Genomic DNA, 19,607 nt, shown 5'->3' with positions numbered 1-19,607 from the left:
TGCCACCGTGTACCGGACGGACGAGGGCCCTGTGGTCGTCGCCGGGGGTGGTCCCGGGGGCCACGGATCACGTGATCGGGCGGGCACCGGACACCATGGCGATCGACCCGGCACCGACTACATCGACATGCTCGACGCCTCCAGATTCGAGGACGATCAGATACCGGCTCGGTGCGCGTGCGGTTCCCGCACCCTTTCTCGGTCGGAACTTCGGCAGGCGGTCCAGTCCCACACACACGCCGTCTCGGTTCCCTGAGGGACCGAGCCGGGGTAGTAGAAACATCCGCGGGTCGGCGAGCCGGCCTGTGGTTGGATACCCGCATGGGGAAACGACGGTGGCTCCGCCGCATGCTCGGGGTGGGAGCGGTGGCGGGGATCCTCGCCGGAGTCGTCGTGGCCGCGTCGACGGTCTGGGTGTCGCGTCAGGCCACCGGCCACATCTATGACCTCGAGGATGCTCCGGCAGCTCCCGTGGTAATCGTCCTCGGTGCGCAGGTGCGTGACGGCAAGCCGATGGCGTACCTGTCCGGCCGGCTCGACGTCGCCGTCCAGCTCGTGAAGGACGGCCGCGCGCGTGCGGTCCTCGTGTCGGGTGACGCGGGCGGGAGGTCCGGCGACGAGGTCGCGGCGATGACGGAGTACCTGGTGGAGAAGGGCATCGACCGAGATGTGATCGTCGGTGACCCCTATGGGCTCGATACCTACGACACGTGTGTGCGGGCCATACATACGTACGGTGTGACGAAGGCTCTGGTCGTCACCCAGGAATTCCACGTGCCGCGGGCCGTCGCGCTGTGCCGCGACGCGGGCATCGACGCCGACGGCGTCAACGCGGGCTGCGACTGCAGTGTGTTCGCGAGGGCCAGGAACACCATCCGAGAACCACTGTCCAGGCCCAAGGCCGTGCTCGACCTGTTGTCCGGCCGGGACCCCGCGGTGGTGTCCGCTCGGGACGATGCACTCGCGAAGGCCCTCGCACGCCAGGACTGACTTCCGGCGTGAGTCACATGCCGCCTCGGTATTCTTCTCACAGTCGACGATCGGAGGCTGAGCATGGTGTCCGATTCCGGTGCCAGACCGGATCCCAGTTCGCAGGACATCCGGAAATGGCGTCGCTATCTCGCCGACGAGCGCGCGGAGGCGGCGGTCTACCGGGACCTGGCAAAGCGTCGAACGGGTGAGGAACGCGCGATCCTCCTTGCACTCGCCGATGCCGAGGGTCGTCACGAAGCGCACTGGCGGACGCTCCTCGGGGAGCACGTCGGCAAGCCCGTGCGCGGTGACCTCCGGACTCGAATCCTGGGTGTCCTCGCGAAAAGGTTCGGCTCGGTGTTCGTGCTCGCCCTCGCACAGCGCGCGGAGACGCGCTCGCCCTATCCGACGGACGTCGACGCCACCGATGCCATGGGCGCCGACGAACGCATCCACGAAGAAGTGGTACGCGCACTGGCTGCGCGGGGACGGAATCGGCTCTCCGGCACCTTCCGTGCCGCCGTGTTCGGTGCCAACGACGGTCTGGTCAGCAACCTGGCGCTCGTGCTCGGCATCAGCGGAAGCGGCGTCTCCAATTCGATTGTTCTCCTGACCGGTCTTGCGGGTCTGCTCGCCGGCGCACTCTCGATGGGAGCAGGTGAGTACGTATCGGTCCGATCGCAGCGCGAGCTGCTCGAGGCCTCCACGCCGGGGCGTGCCGCCCGTGAGGCGGTGGCTCTCCTCGACGTCGACGCCAACGAACTGGCCCTCGTCTACCGGGCGCGCGGAATGTCGGTGGAGGAGGCCGAGAACCGCGCGAACGAGGTGCTGCAGACCACGTATCACCCTGAACCTGCCACCGAGAGCGTCGACCAGCACGAGGCCGTCGGCACCGGCATCGGTGCTGCCGCGGCGAGTTTCAGTTTCTTCGCCTCAGGCGCCATCATCCCCGTACTGCCGTACCTGTTCGGGCTGGAGGGCACCGCAGCGCTCCTCGTCGCTGCTGCGCTCGTCGGCGTGGCGCTGCTCGGAACTGGTGTAGTGGTCGGGCTGCTTTCGGGTGGCCCACCCGTCAAGCGGGCTCTACGCCAGCTGGCAATCGGTTACGGCGCCGCAGCCGCGACCTATGTGCTGGGGACGCTGTTCGGGACGGGCGGCTGAGACTCGCCGGGACCTTCCGCGGGGACATTCGGGTCCGTCAGCACCGCGCGTACAGCGTCGGGTAGCTTCTCGCGACGACTGCGCGGCGGCTTCTGCCCCGACTGCAGATAACGCTGCACGAAGCTGTGCGGAAGGTCGATGACGGCGAGCACGACGAGGTCCGATTCTCTGCGGCCCGCACGCCCGAAAACGTTTCGGGTCAGGGCCGCCATGCGTGCGGCGTGTCTCTGTCGGTGGCCTGGACCTCCGCTCGCAGCGCCGGGTCGAGATCGAGGTGCAGCACGTCCTCCCGGCGCAGGCGATCGAGTAGGAGCGTGTCCTGCGGCGTCTCGACGCAATGGTCGTAGAACGCGAGCGCGAGCTGCACGGCCATCTCGACCGGATCACCGGCGGCGTCGCTTCCGTCGGGCACCGGTTCGATCTATCACCGCTTCGCGTCCGTCGACGAGTTGCTGGTACGCGTGTGGCTACGGGCGGTACAGCGCACCCAGCAGGTGTCCCCACCGCGAATGCGGGCATGACCACGGGCCGCCGATACAGCGGCACGGACGCGGTGGCCGCCGGGATCGTCGACCGGACCGCCCAGGAAGGGCTGACCCAACCGGAGACGTCAGGTCACCAGTGAACGGGTAACGACGTCCTGTAGCGACAGCCGACGCCGCGGAATGTTACCCCCGGGTATGGCGTGTGGGAATCGGTGGACGTAACCCGGCGATGCTAAGTTGCCCTCGCCAGGTGTGGCCGAGACGGACCTGCGCGCGGAAAGAGTGGACAGCGGAGGGGTTCGGGGATGTCGAAGAGATGGGTCGCGTCGTTCGCGGCGGTGGCTATCGGTTCGGGCGTGATCGTCTACTCGAATCAGAGCTCGGCCGGCGCCGAACCCGAAACGGTGTCCAACGGGGTGCCGGGTAGTGGTTCGTGCGCCAGCGACAGCACCAACGAAACCGCTTCGCTCATACCGGAAAAGCTCGAAATTCCGATCCCGTACCCGAAGATCACCACCGTTCCGTACCCGGCGCCCACCACGGAACCTACGCGTATTGCTGCGCCACCGCTGCCCGCGGACCCGTGTATGGATCCCTGCCCCGACCTCACCGACGACACCGAGCTCGATCCGGGAAACTTGTCGAGCGTGTTGAACATTCCGGATGTCAGCGTGAAATTCACGCCCTTCCACCTCGGCATTCCCGTCCCCGGCGCAGACGTGGCCTTGCCGCCTCCGCCGCCGCTGGTGCATCCCGCGACCGAGGAAGCGCCCCGGAGTCCTGCTCCGGCAGCCCCGAAGATCGGTGACGTGACCCGGGTGGCCAAGGTGACCGGGGCCGGCTCCGTCAGCCGGACCGACAAGCGCTACCAAGTCAACGGCACCGACCTGGGCATCATGTGGGAGAGTGCGCCCGACCAGGTCGCGGTCGCCTTCGGTGACACCGTCGGCAAGGGCTTCATGCCGCCCGGTGGCCAGGGCGGCGACTGGCGCAGCAATGTCCTCGGCTTCAGTTCCGACCGCAACCTCGCGGACGGGATGAGCCTCGACAGCATGGTGCAGGACAGCCGTTGTCACGCGGCGGAACTGCTGGACAGCCGGAAACTCGACAACGTCGAGATCACCACCATTCCGACGTCGGGATTCGCGGTCGGCAACAGGCAGTACATGAGTTACATGTCGATTCGGACGTGGAACAGCATTCCCGCAACGTGGTGGACGAACTATGGCGGCATCGCCTACTCGGACGACGGCGGGTCGACGTGGACCAAGGACCCCTACGCCAAGTGGGACAACATTTTCGGCGTCACCAAATTCCAGGTGGCCTCGATGGTTCCGGTCGGGGACTTCGTCTACATGTTCGGTACTCCCAATACCCGGCTGGGTTCGATCGGCCTCGCGCGGGTTCCCGCCGATCAGGTGCTCAACAAGTCGGCGTACCAGTACTGGCAGCACGGAAACTGGACCCCGGTCGGTGGTTTCAACGAGGCCACCCCCATCGTGAACGCGCCGGCCGGCGAACTGTCCGTGCGGTACGAGGAGGCCACCGGCAAGTGGCAGATGTCCTACCTCGACACCTCCAAGGCGGCCATCGTTCTCCGGGAGTCCGATTCGCCGCAGGGTGAATGGTCGGACGGTGCCCCGATGGTCAGCGCCATGGAGTATCCGGAGCTGTACGGCGGTTTCATCCACCCGTGGTCGAGTGGTGAGGATTTGTACTTCACCCTGTCGACGTGGTCCGACTACAACGTGTTCCTCATGAGGGCGAAGTTGGGCGGCTAGCGCCCGTGAGTGGTTGACGAGCCCTGGGACTCCTTAACCACTCACGAGCCCGGAGGGCCTACAGCAGCCCGTGCCGGGGCGGAATGGTCCTCGACAGCGTCCACCGGCCGATGTGCTGGATCTTCCAGCGTGTCGGGTCGTGCAGGGTGTGGGTACGCGCGTCGCGCCAGAAGCGGGAGAGGTTGCCCGACTCCGACGCACTGCGCGTGCCCCCGAGCTCGAACAGCACGGACGACGCCTCGAGTGACGCCCGTGCCGACGCCACCTTGGCAGCGGCCGCGTCGATCGAGGCGACGACGGCCGTCGACTCGGTCAGGTCTCTGCGTGCGGCGTCGATGCTCTGGGCCGCCTCTCGCAGCAGAGCGGTGGCCGCCCGCACCCCGAGCGATGCTTCACCGGCCAATTGGATGAGCAGGGGGTCGTCGACGGCGTCGCCGACACCGGCTTCGAAGTACGGCCGCGCCCGACGTGCCGACCGTACCGCTTCGTTGAGCGCGGCGGACGCGATGCCGGCGTCGATGGCTGCGTGCAGGATCTGCGCCTGCGCACCGTACGTGGTGGGTGCCTCGAAGATCGGGGAGAACGGAACGACGTGGGCCGCGGGCACCCGCACGGAGTCGAGGGTGACGGTGCCGCTCGCGGTGGTTCTCTGGCCCATGCCGTCCCAGTCGTCGACAATCGAGAGTCCCGGTGCGGTCCTCGGGACGTAGGCAACAGCTTTGGCCGGTCTTCCGGTTGTTGTGGTGGCCCCGGTAAGTGTGGCCCGTACGGCGATCCAGTCGGCGAAGAGCGCGCCGGTGCTGTAGAACTTCGTTCCGTCGACGACGAAGTCGGGGCCCTGCTCAACCAGAGTGGTGGCGTCGACGTCGATGGTCGTCGTCCCGCGCTCGCTTTGCGCGTTGGCGAATTGCGCACCGGCGAGAACTTCGCTGTAGAAGAACTTGCGTTGATCCGAAGTCCCTTGAAGCCGCAAGACCTCGAGGAACGTGTAGTGGCTGTGCGGGATCTGCGCGATACTCGGATCGGATTCTGCCAGAAGGCGAAACACCTCCGTGAGCGTCTCCATTCGCGCGTCGATTCCGCCGTGCTCGCGCGGAACACTCAGCGCGAGAAGGCCGGACTGTGCCAGTGCCCGAATCTGGTCGTGCGGCAGTGTCCGTTCCGCGTCACGGGCCGAGGCGTCGACGGCGAATTGTGCGGCGAGATCGGCGGCGGCGGCCAGGGCCTGCGCCTCGTCGGTGATTCGGTGAGCGTTCTGGACGGCGGTCATGGTCCTCCGAGTGGTCGTGACGTGCCGAGTCCGGCTACCGGGTGTGGCAGCCGGACTCGGTGATCAGTGAAACGTAGCTGTGCGAGATCCTATGTGTACCAAGTTGGTTCGGGAATCTCGCCGGTCAGGACGTAGCCGCCTACCTCGCGGCGCTTGTACGCAACGGGATCGTGCAAGGTATGCGTGCGGACGTTACGCCAGAAGATGTCCAGCCCGACGCTGTTGGAGGTGGCGCGCGCACCCGTCAACTCGAAGACTCTGGTTCCGATTTCGAGTGCAACGTCGGCAGCCCGTAGTTTCGCTGCGGCAATCCGCACGGCGAGATCGCCGCGAGCCTGCTCGGTGAGGTTTTCCCGTGCGTCGTGCAGAACCGCGTCGGACTCGCGATTGACCTGATCGACGAAGGCCTCCGTCGCCCACAGCTTCGCCTGCAGGTCGCCGTAGCCTTCACGCAGGTACCACTCGTCGGTGGCGAGTTCCTTGTTGTCGCCCCCGTACGGCCATGGGCGGGTGCGCGTTCGGGTGTACTCGGCGGCGGTGTCGAGGGCGCCGCGGGCGATTCCGACGTAGAAGTTGGCGAACACGATCTCGAGTGCCGGAAAATTCAGCGTGTTGTAGACGAGCGGCTGGAACTCCTTGTCCACGAAACCCGCTGCGCCGGCCCAGTCCACCTCGACGTCCTTGATCTCCACCGTGCCGGAATCGGTGAGACGCTGACCCAGGTTGTCCCAGTCACCGCGGAAGACGATGCCGTCCTGAGCGGTCGGAACGATGGCGAACACATGGGTGGCGGTGCCCTCGATGATGCCCTCGAGCACGGTGAGGTCGGTGGCACGTCCTCCGGTGGAGAACGATTTCACGCCGTTGTACACCAGGGTCTCGCCACGGTCGACGATGGTGAGGTCGGTGTCCCGCGGGTTGACCGCACCGCCGAAGAGGAAGTTGTTGCTGGTGTACAGCTCCTCCACCGCGCCGATCTGAGGTTCGGTGCCGACGAGACGCACCGCCCACGCCCACAGGTAGTGGTATCCGAGGAGCTGCCCGATCGAACCGTCGCCGCGAGCGATCACCCGGACCACCTGATACGCCGTCTCCCAGCGCTGTCCGCCGCCACCGAACTCGGTGGGGCCCAGGAGTGTGACCAGTCCGCTGTCCTTGAGGAGCTGGACCTCCGCGTAGGGGGCGGCTCCGACGCGGTCGCGTTCGACGGCGTCGCGGGCGAGGATATCGCTCACCTTCTGTGCGCGGGCAATCCACTCTGCGCTCGTGGTCGGGGTCTCTGTCCAGACTGTCTCTGCCGTGGTTACTGTCATGACTGATCTTCTGTGTCGTTCCGTGCGGTTCCGATGGCCCAGACGTAGGTGGGTTCGGTTCCGTTGATTTCGTAGTCGCCGACGACCTTCGCCTTGAACACCACCGGGTTGTGGCTCGCCACGGTGCGCGCATTTCTCCAGAACCTGTCGAGGCCCCAGCAGCGGTCTACACCCGAGGCGCCGAGTGCGTCGAAAATCTTCGCCGTGGCCGGGACGACGAGGGACGTCGAGGCGATCTGTCCTCGCGCGGACGCGATTTCGGCGGCGATGTTGGCTGCCTTCTCCTCATCGGGGTCGCTGCCGAACGCGGCCTCGTACGCCCATTGGGCCGGCTCCGCGGCATGAATCGCGATGGCCTCGGCTGCGTGCGCGGCAGCGGACACCTCACCCACCACCTGCTGGATCTGGGCGTCCTGAGCGTAGGTGGGTGCGTTGCCATGACTGAACGTGCGGGTGCGGGCGGCGACGCGTGCGGCAGTGGCGTCCGTCGCAGCTCGGGCAATCCCGGCCAGAGTCGCCAGGTGGAACAACTGGTAGAAGGCGGTCTGATACTTGAAGCGCGTGGAGAAGTCGAAGATGTTCTCCGGCCGGACCACTGCGTTCTCGTAGGTCGACGTGCCCGAACCGGTGGTCTGTTGCCCGAAACCGTTCCAGTCGTCGCTGTGGGTCACGCCCGGTTGGCGTGCGTCGACGGCGGCGATGACGAAAGCACCGGTGTCGGTGCGCTGCGAATACAGGTCGATCCAGTCGGCGAAGATGGACCCCGTGCTGTAGTACTTGGCGCCGTTCGCGAGGAAGTGATCACCGTCGGGTGAGGGCGATACCTTGGTGTTGGCTTCCCCGAGGGCGACGTCCCCGATCTCCGTCCACGCGTTTCCGACGAGTTGGCCCTCGACGAAACGCTGCAGCCACAGGTCGCGGTCCACGCCTTCCGCCGCCACCAGACGGTCCTCGACGAATGCGAAATGGCCACGCAGAGCCTGCGTGACATTGGAATCCGCAGCGGCGAGTTCGACGAGAAGCCGGAACAGCTGCGGAATGCTCGCGCCGAAACCGCCGTGCGACGTGGGCACCCGGATTGCGCCGAAACCAGCCTTCTTCAGGGCGTCGATTTGTTCGTAGGGAAGGACATGGTCGCGCTCGCGCTGCACCACCCCCTCGGCGATGTCGGAGAAGATGGGTCGGAATGTTTTGGCGAGCGTGTTGTAGTCCGTCTCGCTTGGGATCGGGGAAGCAGCTCTTCGCTCCTGTACGGCTGTCATGTCAGCGAAGCTCACACGCCTCCGCAGGAAGGGGGAAGGGTTGCACGCGTCATGATCGGAAGGGTGGGCACCACCGCGGTGAACAGGTTCGATCCTGGGTATGTCAACGGAACACATCGCCGATCAGATCAAGTTCGCCTACTGGGTGCCCAACGTCAGTGGCGGACTGGTCACGTCCGACATCGAACAGCGCACGAGCTGGGACTACGAATACAACAAGACGCTCGCCCAGACGGCGGAGAACAACGGTTTCGAGTACGCACTCAGCCAGGTGCGCTACGAGGCGAGCTACGGCGCGGAGTTCCAGCACGAGTCGACCAGTTTCAGCCTCGCGCTGTTGCTGGCCACCGAGCGGCTGAAGGTGATCGCGGCGGTGCACCCCGGATTGTGGCAGCCCGCCGTCCTGGCGAAGTTGGGGGCCACAGCAGATCACCTCTCGAACGGCAGGTTCGCGGTGAACGTGGTGAGCGGCTGGTTCAAAGACGAGTTCACCCACCTCGGAGAGCCCTGGCTCGAACACGACGAGCGCTACCGGCGCAGCGCCGAGTTCCTGCAAGTGCTGCGCAAGATCTGGACCGAAGACGAGGTCGATTTCCGGGGGGACTTCTACCGCATCCACGACTTCACGCTGAAGCCGAAACCGTTGAACACGCCGGAACGGCCCAACCCGGAACTGTTCCAAGGCGGAAACTCTTCCGCGGCCCGGGTGAACGGAGGACGCTACGCGGATTGGTACTTCTCCAATGGCAAGGATTACGACGGTGTCACCGAGCAGATCGTGGACCTTCGCCGGCATGCGCGTGAGGCGAACCGCGAGGTGAAGTTCGGTCTCAATGGATTCATCATTGCCCGCGACACCGAAAAGGAAGCCCGCGACACCCTCCGGGAAATCATCGACAAGGCCAACAAGCCGGCCGTCGAAGGGTTCAAGTCGGCCGTCCAGCAAGCGGGTGCGTCCACCGCCGACAAATCGGGTATGTGGGCGGATTCGACCTTCGAAGATCTGGTGCAGTACAACGACGGGTTCCGCACCCAGCTGATCGGCACACCCGAACAAGTCGCCGAGCGGATCGTCGAATACCGGCGCCGCGGGGTCGATCTCATTCTGGGCGGCTTCCTCCACTTCCAGGAGGAGATCGAATACTTCGGCGCCAAGGTGCTGCCCCTTGTCCGCGAACTCGAGGCCGCTGAGAGGCTTGCGCCCGTGAGTGGTTAGCGAGCCCAGAGACTCGTTAACCACTCACGGGCGGCGGAGCCGCCTACCGGGCGAGGGCCCGGCCGGCGGCGCGCCCGGAGAAGATGCAGCCACCGAGGAAGGTGCCCTCGAGGGCGCTGTAACCGTGCACGCCGCCGCCGCCGAATCCGGCGACCTCACCCGCGGCGTAGAGGCCCTCGAACGGCGTGCCGTCCGGCTTGATGACCTGGGAGTCGAGGTTTGTTTCGAGCCCACCCAGGGTTTTGCGGGTGAGGAGGTGCAGCCGAACAGCGATCAGCGGGCCGTTTTCGGGGGAGAGTATCTCGTGGGGGGCGACGACGCGAGTGATCTTGTCGGCGAGAAGGTTCCGTGCATTGTGGATAGCCATCACCTGGAAGTCTTTGCTGTAGCTGTTCTTCACCTCGCGGTCTCGGGCCACGATTTCGTGTTCGAGGTCCTCGTACTTGATCAGCGGCTGGTCGGTGAGCGCGTTCATGCCGTCGACGAGGTCGCGAAGGTTGTCGCGGACCACGAAATCGACCCCGTGCTGCTTGAATGCTTCGACCGGTCCGGGCGCACCCTTTCTCAGGCGCGCGGCGAGGAGCTTGAAATCCCGCCCGGTGATGTCGGGGTTCTGTTCGGAGCCCGACAGCGCGAACTCCTTCTCGATGATCTTCTGGTCGAGCACGAACCACGTGTGGTGGTGGCCGCTGTTCATGATGTATTCCAGTGTTCCCATGGTGTCGAACCCGGGGAAGTTGGGGCTGGGCAGTCGTTTCCCGTTGGCGTCGAACCACATGGACGACGGGCCGGGAATGATCCGGATCCCGTGATTGGGCCAGATGGGATCCCAGTTCTGGATGCCCTCGGTGTAGTGCCACATGCGGTCGCGGTTGACGATGTTGCCGCCCGCGTTCTCGGTGATTCCCAGCATTCTGCCGTCGACGTGCGCCGGGACCCCGGCGAGCATGTTCTCGGGCGCCTTGCCCAGCCGGGCAGGCCAGTTCTTCGCGACCAGTTCGGGGTTTCCGCCGATGCCGCCGGAGGTGACGACCACCGCCTGCGCCGAGAATTCGAAGTCCCCGACCGCCGTTCTCGAGCTCTTCACCCCGCGCGGCTCGGTGGACGGTTCGAGGACGGTGCCGCGCACCCCGGTGGCGGCGCCGTTGGTGACGACGATCTCGTCGACCTGATGTCGATGCTTGAACGTGACCAGTCCGCGCTGTGAGGCGGCGATGACGCGGGTGAGGAAGATTTCGACGACACCCGGTCCGGTGCCCCAGGTGATGTGGAAGCGGGGCACCGAGTTGCCCTGCCCGAGTGCAGATCCCCGACCGCGCTCGGCCCACCCGACATTGGGCATCAGACGCAGGCCGAGGTCGTGCAGGTATTGGCGCTTCTCGCCGGCGGCGAACTCGACGTACGCCTGCGCCCACAGGCGGGGCCACTGGTCTTCTCGTTCACGGTCGAAGGCGGCGGTGCCCATCCAGTCCTGGATCGCAAGCTCGTACGAGTCCTTGATACCGAGACGCCGCTGCTCGGGCGTGTCGACGAGAAACAAACCGCCGAGTGACCAGAAGGCCTGCCCGCCGAGGTTCGAGGAACTCTCCTGCTCGACCACCAGGACTTTGCGGCCCGCCTTCACCATTTCATAGGTGGCGACGAGACCGGCCAAGCCGGCGCCGACGACGATGACATCAGCCTGTTCGGTCACGAAGACTCCTCTTGTCGGGCGGTGCGTGGTGGGGTGGTGTCGGGCCGGCTGTAAGCCGTCACGACGTGGGTGAACAGATCGACGCGTAGTTCCCGGGCTGACGCGCTGGCGTCCTCGATCAGGCACTGGACGCTGGTGCCGTCGTGTACGGCGACCAGGGCGCGGCCCAATGTTTGTGGGTCGCCGACAATGGTGCGGCCGAGTCGGCCGAGGGCGCTCTCGAGGATCGGCACTATCGTGTCGAGGATCGCTTGTTCGCGCGCCGCGAGGGCCTTCTTCAAGGCGGGATTGCGTAGCGCATGCGCGGTGAATTCGGCGTTGATCCGGTACCACTGGTCGTCGACCGGAACGACGTCGAGTATGAGGGCGGTACCGGCACGCACTTTCTCCGACGGCGGAAGATCGGTCAGGTCGATGTCCGACGACTCGGCTGCCAGTCGAATGTGCTCGAGCATGGCGGTGGATCGCTGTTCCCACATGGCGAAGAACATTTCGTCGAGGGAGGCGAAGTTGGAGTAGAAGGCTCCGCGCGTGTATCCGCCGCGCTCACAGATCTGTTCGACAGTCGATCGCCCGAACCCGTTCTCCGAGAACACCTCGCCCGCTGCGTCGAGCAGGCGCCGCCGAGTTTGGCCTCGCCGTTTCGTCACCCTTCTCGGCGCGTCGGTGGCACGGTGAGGGGTGGGCGCCGAAGATGTCGCCATGTTCCCTCCTCTGCGCCGGGGTCGGTGGACTCACTCGATACACTAACGTATCGAATACGCCGGTGTATCGAAGTCGGTGTGACGGGTGAGTGCCGACGGATGGCCGGGTCAGAGGTAGAGGTCTTGCTTGCGGATCGCAGATGTGGCGGCGACGCTGACGATCGATGTGGCGACGAGGTAGCCGCAGGCGAGCCACGGGGCGCCGCCGCCGATTGCGATGAGGGCGGTGAGGATCATCGGAGTCACACCGGAGGCGTAGATCCCGGAGAATTGATACACCACCGACAGTCCGGTGTAGCGGATCTCGGTGGGATAGAGATTCGCATAGAGAGTGCCCTGCGCTCCGTAGAACAGAGCGTGGATGATCCCGAATACAAGCACCAGCGCGACGGTGAACCAGAGCATGTTCTCGGTGCCGAACAGGCCGAAAGTCGGGAACACCGCCATGACGACTGCCGCGATCGTGACGGCCAGCAGGACGGGCACTTTCGCGAAGTCCAAGCTCTTCGTCGCGTAGGTGATTGCGAAGACGCTTCAGGTGTTGAACGCAGCCCCTTCACCCCAGCGCGAGAGTAATCCGAGCACACTGCTGCGGCGGATGGGGCCGCGAAACACGTCCTTCAACGGAGCGGAGGAACGCGTCTGCAGTTCGTGCACTTCCCGGAATGCCGGGGTCTCCTCGACCTTCAGTCGCACGACGAAGCCGATGACGACGAGGATCAGGCTGAGCAAGAACGCGATTCGCCACCCGTACGAGAGGAATTGGGTGTCGTCGAAGATCACCTGCAGGGCCGCGAAGACTCCGGTTCCCAGTGCGAGACCCAGGGCGAGGCCGATCTGCGGGATACTCCCGAACAGCCCGCGTCGCCGCGCGGGGCTGTGCTCGACGGCGAGAAGCACGGCGCCCGCCCATTCGCCACCCAGGGCGAACCCCTGCAGAATCCGGAGCAGGAGCAACAGCACTGGGGCGAGAACACCGACCTGCTCGGCGGTCGGCAGCACGCCCATCAGGGCGGTCGCGATGCCCATGATGAACATGGTCAGCGCGAGCGTCTTCTTGCGCCCGATGCGGTCGCCGATGTGGCCGAACACGACTCCACCGATCGGGCGGACCACGAAACCGACTGCGAACGTCGCGAAAGCCAGCATGGTGCCGACGAAAGAGGTCTGGTCGGGAAAAAAGAGTTGGTTGAAGACCAGGCTGGCGGCAGTTGCGTAGAGGAAGAAGTCGTACCACTCCACAGTCGTGCCCAGGAGACTGGCGGCCACGACGGTGCGTAACCGCGTGCGCCGCTCGAGGTCGGATTCGGTCGACGGCGAGGAGGCGGGTTGGGAGACCGTGGTCATGGGCCGGTGACGTTATCGGTGTCCGCCGCCTGCCTTCACCCTCCGAATCACGGTGAATGAAACCCTCCCGCCGGGGCCGCCCGGTTGATGAACTGGGCAGCGCTGCCCATCTTCGTCGACAAGGATCCCGCGTGTCTTTGCATTTCCACTGGTTCCTCCCCACCTACGGTGACTCCCGCAACTTGATGGCAGGCGGCCACGGAAGCTCGATGGCGGGGGATCGTCCCGCAACGCTGAAATACCTCAACCAGATCGGCGCAGCCGCGGAGGCGAGCGGTTTCGAATCGGTTCTCACTCCCACCGGCGCCTGGTGCGAGGACGCGTGGCTCACGACGGCGATGATGGTGGAGACCACTGAAACGTTGAAGTTTCTGGTCGCATTGCGGCCAGGCTTGCTCAGCCCGACGCTCGCCGCTCAAATGGCGTCGACGTTCCAATGGCAGTCGCAGGGGCGCCTGCTGCTCAATGTGGTGACCGGTGGAGAAGACCACGAGCAGCGGACGTACGGCGATTACCTCGACAAGAACCAGCGATACGCACGGTGCGGAGAGTTCCTCGACGTCATCCGGCGTCTGTGGTCGGGCAACGGTCCGGTCGACTACGCCGGCGAGTACATCCGGGTCGAGAACGCTTCGCTGCAGCGGATTCCTGATCCCGTGCCACCGATCTTCTTCGGCGGGTCGTCACCTGCGGCCGGTACCGTCGCGTCCCAGTTCGCCGACACCTACCTCACCTGGGGTGAGCCGCCCAGTGCTGTCGCCGGGAAGATCGCGTGGATCCGGGACCTCGCCGAGGTACAGGGGCGCACGCTCGACTACGGCATCAGACTGCACGTGATCAGCCGCGACACCTCCGAGGAGGCCTGGGCCGAAGCCGACCGGCTGTTGGCAGCGCTCGATCCGGCCACGGTCGAACAGGCGCAACAGAGCCTCGCCCGCTCGGGCTCGGAGGGACAGCGGCGCATGCGCGAGCTGCACGGCGGAGGCAGCGCGTATTCACAGGCGAGTGACGCGCGGAGTCTCGAGGTGGCGCCCAACCTGTGGGCAGGTGTCGGACTGGTGCGGGGTGGCGCCGGCACCGCGCTGGTCGGCTCGCACGAGGAGGTCGCCGACCGCATCGCCGAATACGCGGCACTAGGACTCGACCATTTCGTGCTGTCCGGTTATCCCCACCTCGAGGAGTCGTACCGCTTCGGAGAGGGCGTGCGGCCCATACTCGAGCGCCGCGGGCTCGTCCAGCCACGCAGCCACCGCCTGGGCGACCTGTCGGGCTCGACGGCGTTCCTGTCCTCTCGTCGGTAGGTACTGCCAGACTGGGAGCATGACGGCGGCTGCTCGAGCACGACGACGCGGCCCCGACGTAGGTTCGGTGCAAAACACCACACAGGCAGGGGCAGCACATGATTACAGGCGTATCCCTCGTAACGCTGTACGTCACGGATCAGGACGAGGCGAAGAAGTTCTATGTCGACACGCTCGGCTTCGTCGAGGGCACCGACGTCACGATGGGTGACGGGTTCCGCTGGGTGACGATCATGCACCCGGACCACTCCGAGCTCGAGGTCACCCTCATGAAGCCGGGACCGCCGCTCGACGCCGACATGGCAGAGGCGATCCGGCGTGCACTGGCGAGTGGGACGATGGGCGGCTTCGGATTGACCACCACCGACTGCCGCAAGACCTACGACGAGTTGCGCGCGAAGGGGGTCGAGTTCACGCAGCCTCCGGCCGAACGCCCCTACGGGGTAGAGGCGGTGATGCGCGACAATTCGGGGAACTGGCTGGTGCTGGTCGAGAAGCGCGAGTTCACGGGCGAAGATTTCCCGCACTGATCATCCTGGAACAGTCAGCTCGGACCGGAACCGTCAGCAGCGCGACCGGTGACGGCGGACGGCGTCCCGGTTGGCGCAGCGAGGCGAGCAGTAGCGTTGCCGCCCGTTCCGCGAGGTGTCTGCATAGATCACTGTGCATTCCTCCACCGCGCACCGGCCGAGGCGGCTCATCCCTCGGCCGACGAGATGCAATGCGGTTCCGACGGCAATGAGTGCCTCGAGCACTCCGGCGAGGGAACGCTGGTCGTCGCGATAGTGCAGATGCCAGCCGTCGCCGGCGTGGTTGGTCAGACGTGGGTAGGCGGACGCCTTGGCGAGGAGGAGATTGACCTGCTCTGCGCGGTCCTGCTCGTTTGCGGCGTCCACGATGACCGCCCACCGGTCGAGCACGGCGACCACGTCTCCGAGGTCGTCCTCGGAGACCGGGAAATCGACGACGACTCCGGCCTCGATGCATCGGGCCACCAGTTCGTCGATGGTCCGGGGCCGGCGATTCGCCAGATCAGCGGCGAGTTCCACCGCATACTCCCCGTAAGGGTTGAGATGCACAATGTCATTACATCACGCTGGAGCCATGAGTGAACGGCACGAGCACGCCTGGCGGGAAGTATCGCGACATCGGACGAGTGCAGGGGTGGTGTCCTACACGGGCTGTAGTTGCGGACGTTGGCGATTAGTCCTGGTAGAGACTGCGATAGCGGCATCTACGCAGATCTACGTCTGATCGCAGAAAGGCATAGATTCGTCTACGGAACGGTGACCTCCCCGACGAGGGGCTGGCATTTTCGGCGCGGGACGCACATAATCACCACGTGAGCCAAGTTACTGTTACTTCGAGTTCACTCATCTTCGCGCAATCTGGCGGAGAGGGTGGCGGCGCAGCGTTCGACCAGATCATCGGGATCACGGTGGCGACGGCGGTCATCACGATCGGCCTGCTGTGGATCGCGTACCTGCACCGTGCGCGGAAGATCACGTGGCTACAGTCGATTGCCGACGCCGCGGGTCGCAAGCTGGACCGCCCCGCGTGGGTGGCGCTCCCGCTGTTCACCTTCGTGGGCACCATTCTCACCGCGTTCTTCGGCTTCATCTGGGACGTGAGTCTGCATATCGGACGCGGGCGTGACGACGGCCCGCTGGCGAACCCGGCGCACTACTTCATCCTCGTGGGTCTCTTCCTGCTGTTCATCACCGGCATGCTGGCGATGATCTTGCCCCGCGACGAGAAGCCAGGTCCGGCCGCTCTGAAGATCACCCGCACCTGGTACGTCCCGGTGGGCGGGGTACTGGTTGCCGGGGCGGGCTTGTACGCCCTCATCGGTTTTCCGCTCGACGACGTCTGGCACCGCATCTTCGGTCAGGATGTCACGCTGTGGGGCCCCACTCACCTCATGCTGATCGGCGGAGCGGGACTGTCTCTGATCGGCGTTCTCCTCCTCGACTTCGAAGGTCGCGCCGCCAAGACGGGTGAGACGGCCGCCGACAGTCGGCTCATCTGGTTCCTCCGGTGCGGCACCTTCGGTGGACTGATCATCGGCTTGTCCGTCTTCCAGATCGAGTACGACTTCGGTGTCGAACAGTTCCGGTTGGTCCTGCAGCCGATGATGATCGCCGGTGCTGCCGCATTCGCGCTGGTCGCCGCGCGCATCGTCCTCGGTCCTTTCGCGGCACTCGTCGCGGTCGCCGTCGCCGGAGTGGTGCGCGCTGTGACCGCGTTGATGGTTGGCCCGGTACTCGGGGCCCCGACCAACGTGTTCGAACTGTGCCTCGGCGCAGCCGTGGTCATCGAACTGCTCGCCCTCACCCCGCTGATCAAGAATCGGGTGGCGTTCGGCGCCGTGGGCGGATTCCTCGTCGCCACGGTGGGACTCTGGCTCGAATCGTTGTGGATCGACGCCATGTACCTCTACCCCTGGCCCACCAGTATGTGGCCGGAGGCACTGGCGATGGCCGTGCCCGTCGGTATCGCAGCAGGAGCCTGTGGTGCGCTGCTCGGCCGGGTGCTGCGGTCCGAGGGTTTGCCGCGTCCCGCGCTCAGCCGGACCATCGTGGTCGCCACCGTACTGGTGATCGGCGGTGCAACCGCCAACGGCCTGATCGCCACCGTCCCGGAGAACGCGACGGCCACAGTGGTCCTCACCGACGCGGCACCCGACGGCGGCCGAATGGTCAATGCCGAGGTCACCATCGATCCGCCCGATCTGGCGAGCGACGATCCGGCCTGGGTGTCCATCCTGTCCTGGCAGGGCGGGCCCGACCTCGACAACGGTTTCACCGTGGACAACCTCGAACGCACCGGGCCAGGAACCTACCGGACCAACGAGCCCGTGCCGGTGCACGGAACGTGGAAGACATTGCTGCGCGTGCAGGACGGGCGCACCATGACGGCGGTGCCGATCTTCCTGCCGAGCGACCCGGGGATCGGTGCCGAGGAGCTGCCCGCGGAGTCGTCGTTCACCCGTGAGTTCGTCCCGGAGATCACCATCTTGCAGCGGGAGCGCAACTTCGATCATCCCAGCTGGTTGTTCGCCGCTGCCTCCCTCGTCGTGTTGGCCTGCACACTCGCACTCGTCACCGCCCTGGCCTGGGGCGCCGGACGGATCGGCAAGTACACCAGGGGGCAGGCGACCGCCGACACCCGCGAGGACGTGAACGTGACATGAGTCCGGCGAGCGACCCGAATGTCGTGTATCTCGCGGACCACTCGGTGTTGTTGGCGATTCCCGCCTTCGTTCCGGCATTCCTCGTCGTCGGTCTGGTCGTCTATCTGGCGGTCCGGGACCGTAAAGCCGAGGCAGCCGAGAATGCCGAGAACACCGATGACGAATCAACGAAGCGGAAAGAGGAGGACGTCTAGGTGATCAGGCGGTTGACCGCCGTGGTGGTGCGGTTCCGGAAACGAAGCCCCCGGCACCGGTACGCCGGCCAGTGAGACCTCGGCAGAGACCACACCGGACGCGGCCGAGGACAGTGTCGTGATCGACCTCCGGATCAACCAAGGCACGGTGACGCCCACCAACGAGCGCATCGACGTCGCGGTAGGACAGACCGTGACCGTGCGCGTCGACAGTGACGCCGACGATGAACTGCACGTACATGCGGTGCCGGAGCACTCGTTCGAAATTCACCCGGGGACGGGCCAGCAGACCCAGTTCTCGGTAGAGGTTCCGGGCCAGGTCGCCTTGGAGCTGCACGAGACCGGCAAGACGGTGGCCACCCTGCTCGTGCGTCCATGACCGCTGTGCTCGCACACGGGCTCGGTGGGTCCACCGATCTTCCGATTCCCTTCACCTTTGCCCTTATTGGCGCGAGCTGGGCGCTGACCGTGTCGTTCGTCGTTCTGGCCTTCGCGTGGAAGACCCCGAAACTCGATCCCGACCGCCCGGGCCGCGCCCTCCCCGACTGGGTCACGCGGTTCGCGGACTCGCCCATCACCCGGAACGTCCTGGCGGGTGTAGCGCTCGTCCTCACCGCGTGGGTGGCTCTGGCCGCGTTCTTCGGACCGTCGACGTCCGCGGACAATGCGTTGCCCGGTGTGTTCTACGTGCTTCTGTGGGTGGGCCTGGTCGCGGCGTCGCTGGCGTTCGGCCCGATCTGGCGGGTGCTGTCCCCGGTACGGACAGTGCATCGAATGGGTTGCGCCGTGCTCGGGCGCTCACCCGGAGAACGGAACCGGCGTTACGGCGACTCCTGGGGATATCGACCGGCGGTGGTGGGTCTGTTCGCTTTTGTGTGGCTCGAACTCGCCTATTCAAATCCGGGTTCGGTTACCGCCGTGCGTACCTGGTGTGTGGCCTACCTCGTCACGACGTTGGCCGGCGCTGTTGTCGCGGGGGAGCGCTGGTGCGAGCGAGGTGATCCCTTCGAGGTCTACAGCACCCTTGCATCCCGGTTGTCACCGCTGAGCCGCAACCGCGGTGACGGCCGGATCGCCTTACGTAATCCGCTCGACCATCTGGGGTCGATGCCCGTGCGCGCCGGGTCGGTGGCATTGATGGCGACGCTGCTGGGGTCGACGGCGTTCGACAGCTTCTCCGCCTTTCCATGGTGGCAGCGCACCCTCGACGCAGCCGGGGGACCAGTAGCGGAGACGCTGGCGCGCACGGCCGGACTGCTCGTCTTCATCGGCTTCGTGGGTGTGTCGTTCTGGGCGGCCACCAGGGCGACGGGCGGCCTACGTCCCGAGCAGCGCGCCGCCCTCCCCGGATTGCTCTCGCATTCGTTGATTCCGATCATCATCGGCTATGTGTTCGCCCATTACCTGACGTACCTGGTGGAGAAGGGTCAGGCGACGGTGATCCTGCTGGCCGACCCGCTGGGGCGCGGATGGAATCTGCTCGGACTGGGCAACGCCGAGGTGGCGTACATACTGTCCGAGCACCCGTCCGCGACCGCGTCGATCAAGGTGCTTTGTGTGCTGATCGGGCACGTCCTGGGCGTGGTCGCGGCACACGACGCATCGGTGCGAATTCTGCCGCGCGGGCATCAGCTCACCGGACAGCTGGCACTGCTGCTCACCATGGTCACGTACACCTTCGGTGGGCTGTACCTGCTGTTCGGCGGCTGAAGCGC

The 19,607-nt window shown here is 65.7% G+C and carries 18 protein-coding genes and 2 pseudogenes; 10 read left to right on the top strand and 10 right to left on the bottom strand.

Features of this window, described 5'->3' with window-relative positions:
- Positions 1-67: 67 nt before the first annotated feature.
- Positions 68-232, bottom strand: a complete 165-nt coding sequence (locus CBI38_RS38000; RefSeq protein WP_162603290.1) for a hypothetical protein — start codon at positions 230-232, stop codon at positions 68-70.
- 89 nt (positions 233-321) lie between these two features.
- Here CBI38_RS38000 and CBI38_RS27455 point away from each other — a divergent pair, with 89 nt between their 5' ends.
- Entirely contained in the window at positions 322-990 is a 669-nt protein-coding gene (locus tag CBI38_RS27455; protein WP_109333900.1) for a SanA/YdcF family protein, read from the top strand.
- 63 nt (positions 991-1,053) lie between these two features.
- Positions 1,054-2,133, top strand: a complete 1,080-nt coding sequence (locus CBI38_RS27450) for a VIT1/CCC1 transporter family protein (protein WP_109333898.1) — start codon at positions 1,054-1,056, stop codon at positions 2,131-2,133.
- On the opposite strand, the gene CBI38_RS27445 is transcribed toward CBI38_RS27450, so the two are convergent.
- Both CBI38_RS27445 and CBI38_RS27440 read right to left on the bottom strand, forming a co-directional pair.
- Positions 2,097-2,345, bottom strand: coding sequence for a hypothetical protein (locus CBI38_RS27445; protein WP_109333896.1), 249 nt, complete (start codon positions 2,343-2,345; stop codon positions 2,097-2,099). The two genes, CBI38_RS27450 and CBI38_RS27445, sit on opposite strands and share 37 nt — an antisense overlap.
- On the bottom strand, positions 2,333-2,545 hold the full coding sequence (locus CBI38_RS27440; RefSeq protein WP_109333894.1) for a hypothetical protein: 213 nt from the start codon (positions 2,543-2,545) through the stop codon (positions 2,333-2,335). Before CBI38_RS27440 ends, CBI38_RS27445 begins: the two co-directional genes overlap by 13 nt.
- Positions 2,546-2,923: 378 nt before the next feature.
- Here CBI38_RS27440 and CBI38_RS27430 point away from each other — a divergent pair, with 378 nt between their 5' ends.
- Positions 2,924-4,399 (top strand): DUF4185 domain-containing protein, encoded by a 1,476-nt coding sequence (locus CBI38_RS27430; RefSeq protein WP_109333892.1) that lies wholly within the window; start codon positions 2,924-2,926, stop codon positions 4,397-4,399.
- Positions 4,400-4,457: 58 nt separating this feature from the next.
- Here CBI38_RS27430 and CBI38_RS27425 read toward each other — a convergent pair whose 3' ends face one another.
- The 3 genes from CBI38_RS27425 to CBI38_RS27415 all read right to left on the bottom strand — a co-directional run bounded on the left by CBI38_RS27425 (position 4,458) and on the right by CBI38_RS27415 (position 8,244).
- The gene (locus CBI38_RS27425; protein WP_109333890.1) at positions 4,458-5,669 is read right to left on the bottom strand and encodes an SfnB family sulfur acquisition oxidoreductase; all 1,212 of its coding nucleotides are present in this window, start codon (positions 5,667-5,669) and stop codon (positions 4,458-4,460) included.
- Positions 5,670-5,758: 89 nt separating this feature from the next.
- A complete protein-coding gene (locus CBI38_RS27420) occupies positions 5,759-6,982 on the bottom strand; it encodes an acyl-CoA dehydrogenase family protein (protein WP_109333888.1) in 1,224 nt (407 codons plus the stop codon).
- Positions 6,979-8,244, bottom strand: coding sequence for an acyl-CoA dehydrogenase family protein (locus CBI38_RS27415; protein WP_109333886.1), 1,266 nt, complete (start codon positions 8,242-8,244; stop codon positions 6,979-6,981). The genes CBI38_RS27420 and CBI38_RS27415 overlap by 4 nt, the downstream gene beginning before the upstream one ends.
- 100 nt (positions 8,245-8,344) lie before the next feature.
- On the opposite strand from CBI38_RS27415, the gene sfnG reads away from it, so the two are divergent.
- Positions 8,345-9,460: a dimethylsulfone monooxygenase SfnG gene (gene sfnG / locus CBI38_RS27410; protein WP_109333884.1), complete on the top strand. Its 1,116-nt coding sequence runs from the start codon at positions 8,345-8,347 to the stop codon at positions 9,458-9,460.
- Between the two features lie 43 nt (positions 9,461-9,503).
- On the opposite strand, the gene CBI38_RS27405 is transcribed toward sfnG, so the two are convergent.
- From CBI38_RS27405 to CBI38_RS27395, 3 genes and pseudogenes are all read right to left on the bottom strand, one after another.
- Positions 9,504-11,153, bottom strand: a complete 1,650-nt coding sequence (locus tag CBI38_RS27405; RefSeq protein WP_109333882.1) for an FAD-binding dehydrogenase — start codon at positions 11,151-11,153, stop codon at positions 9,504-9,506.
- Positions 11,150-11,857: a TetR/AcrR family transcriptional regulator gene (locus tag CBI38_RS27400; RefSeq protein WP_109333880.1), complete on the bottom strand. Its 708-nt coding sequence runs from the start codon at positions 11,855-11,857 to the stop codon at positions 11,150-11,152. Before CBI38_RS27400 ends, CBI38_RS27405 begins: the two co-directional genes overlap by 4 nt.
- A gap of 108 nt (positions 11,858-11,965) precedes the next feature.
- Positions 11,966-13,204: pseudogene (locus CBI38_RS27395) on the bottom strand (MFS transporter).
- A 131-nt stretch (positions 13,205-13,335) separates the two neighbouring features.
- Between CBI38_RS27395 and CBI38_RS27390 the strand changes: the two are divergent.
- Both CBI38_RS27390 and CBI38_RS27385 read left to right on the top strand, forming a co-directional pair.
- Positions 13,336-14,505 (top strand): LLM class flavin-dependent oxidoreductase, encoded by a 1,170-nt coding sequence (locus tag CBI38_RS27390; protein WP_109333878.1) that lies wholly within the window; start codon positions 13,336-13,338, stop codon positions 14,503-14,505.
- A gap of 98 nt (positions 14,506-14,603) precedes the next feature.
- Entirely contained in the window at positions 14,604-15,035 is a 432-nt protein-coding gene (locus CBI38_RS27385) for a VOC family protein (protein ID WP_109333876.1), read from the top strand.
- Between the two features lie 33 nt (positions 15,036-15,068).
- On the opposite strand, the gene CBI38_RS27380 is transcribed toward CBI38_RS27385, so the two are convergent.
- Positions 15,069-15,584, bottom strand: a complete 516-nt coding sequence (locus CBI38_RS27380; protein ID WP_109333874.1) for a CGNR zinc finger domain-containing protein — start codon at positions 15,582-15,584, stop codon at positions 15,069-15,071.
- A gap of 263 nt (positions 15,585-15,847) precedes the next feature.
- On the opposite strand from CBI38_RS27380, the gene CBI38_RS27375 reads away from it, so the two are divergent.
- The 4 genes and pseudogenes from CBI38_RS27375 to CBI38_RS27360 all read left to right on the top strand — a co-directional run bounded on the left by CBI38_RS27375 (position 15,848) and on the right by CBI38_RS27360 (position 19,602).
- On the top strand, positions 15,848-17,698 hold the full coding sequence (locus CBI38_RS27375) for a hypothetical protein (RefSeq protein WP_109333872.1): 1,851 nt from the start codon (positions 15,848-15,850) through the stop codon (positions 17,696-17,698).
- On the top strand, positions 17,695-17,892 hold the full coding sequence (locus CBI38_RS27370) for a hypothetical protein (RefSeq protein ID WP_109333870.1): 198 nt from the start codon (positions 17,695-17,697) through the stop codon (positions 17,890-17,892). Before CBI38_RS27375 ends, CBI38_RS27370 begins: the two co-directional genes overlap by 4 nt.
- Positions 17,893-17,992: 100 nt before the next feature.
- Positions 17,993-18,271 (top strand): annotated as a pseudogene (locus CBI38_RS27365) (hypothetical protein); the annotation flags it as partial.
- Positions 18,268-19,602, top strand: a complete 1,335-nt coding sequence (locus CBI38_RS27360) for a hypothetical protein (RefSeq protein ID WP_109333868.1) — start codon at positions 18,268-18,270, stop codon at positions 19,600-19,602. The pseudogene CBI38_RS27365 and the gene CBI38_RS27360, both read left to right, overlap by 4 nt.
- The last annotated feature ends 5 nt before the right edge of the window (positions 19,603-19,607 follow it).

Origin of the sequence: Rhodococcus oxybenzonivorans (genome assembly GCF_003130705.1) — a bacterium.
Classification (GTDB): Bacteria; Actinomycetota; Actinomycetes; order Mycobacteriales; family Mycobacteriaceae; genus Rhodococcus_F; species Rhodococcus_F oxybenzonivorans.
This window is presented reverse-complemented; position numbering and strand designations above follow the sequence as displayed.

Bases quoted from the DNA above. Each gene is read 5' to 3' on its own strand.
- CBI38_RS27360 (WP_109333868.1), top strand. From the start codon at position 18,268: ATGACCGCTGTGCTCGCACACGGGCTCGGTGGGTCCACCGATCTTCCG.
- CBI38_RS27370 (WP_109333870.1), top strand. From the start codon at position 17,695: ATGAGTCCGGCGAGCGACCCGAATGTCGTGTATCTCGCGGACCACTCG.
- CBI38_RS27450 (WP_109333898.1), top strand. From the start codon at position 1,054: ATGGTGTCCGATTCCGGTGCCAGACCGGATCCCAGTTCGCAGGACATC.
- CBI38_RS27385 (WP_109333876.1), top strand. From the start codon at position 14,604: ATGATTACAGGCGTATCCCTCGTAACGCTGTACGTCACGGATCAGGAC.
- CBI38_RS27415 (WP_109333886.1), bottom strand. From the start codon at position 8,244: ATGACAGCCGTACAGGAGCGAAGAGCTGCTTCCCCGATCCCAAGCGAG.
- CBI38_RS27420 (WP_109333888.1), bottom strand. From the start codon at position 6,982: ATGACAGTAACCACGGCAGAGACAGTCTGGACAGAGACCCCGACCACG.
- CBI38_RS27455 (WP_109333900.1), top strand. From the start codon at position 322: ATGGGGAAACGACGGTGGCTCCGCCGCATGCTCGGGGTGGGAGCGGTG.
- CBI38_RS27400 (WP_109333880.1), bottom strand. From the start codon at position 11,857: ATGGCGACATCTTCGGCGCCCACCCCTCACCGTGCCACCGACGCGCCG.
- sfnG (WP_109333884.1), top strand. From the start codon at position 8,345: ATGTCAACGGAACACATCGCCGATCAGATCAAGTTCGCCTACTGGGTG.
- CBI38_RS27425 (WP_109333890.1), bottom strand. From the start codon at position 5,669: ATGACCGCCGTCCAGAACGCTCACCGAATCACCGACGAGGCGCAGGCC.
- CBI38_RS27430 (WP_109333892.1), top strand. From the start codon at position 2,924: ATGTCGAAGAGATGGGTCGCGTCGTTCGCGGCGGTGGCTATCGGTTCG.
- CBI38_RS27445 (WP_109333896.1), bottom strand. From the start codon at position 2,345: ATGGCGGCCCTGACCCGAAACGTTTTCGGGCGTGCGGGCCGCAGAGAA.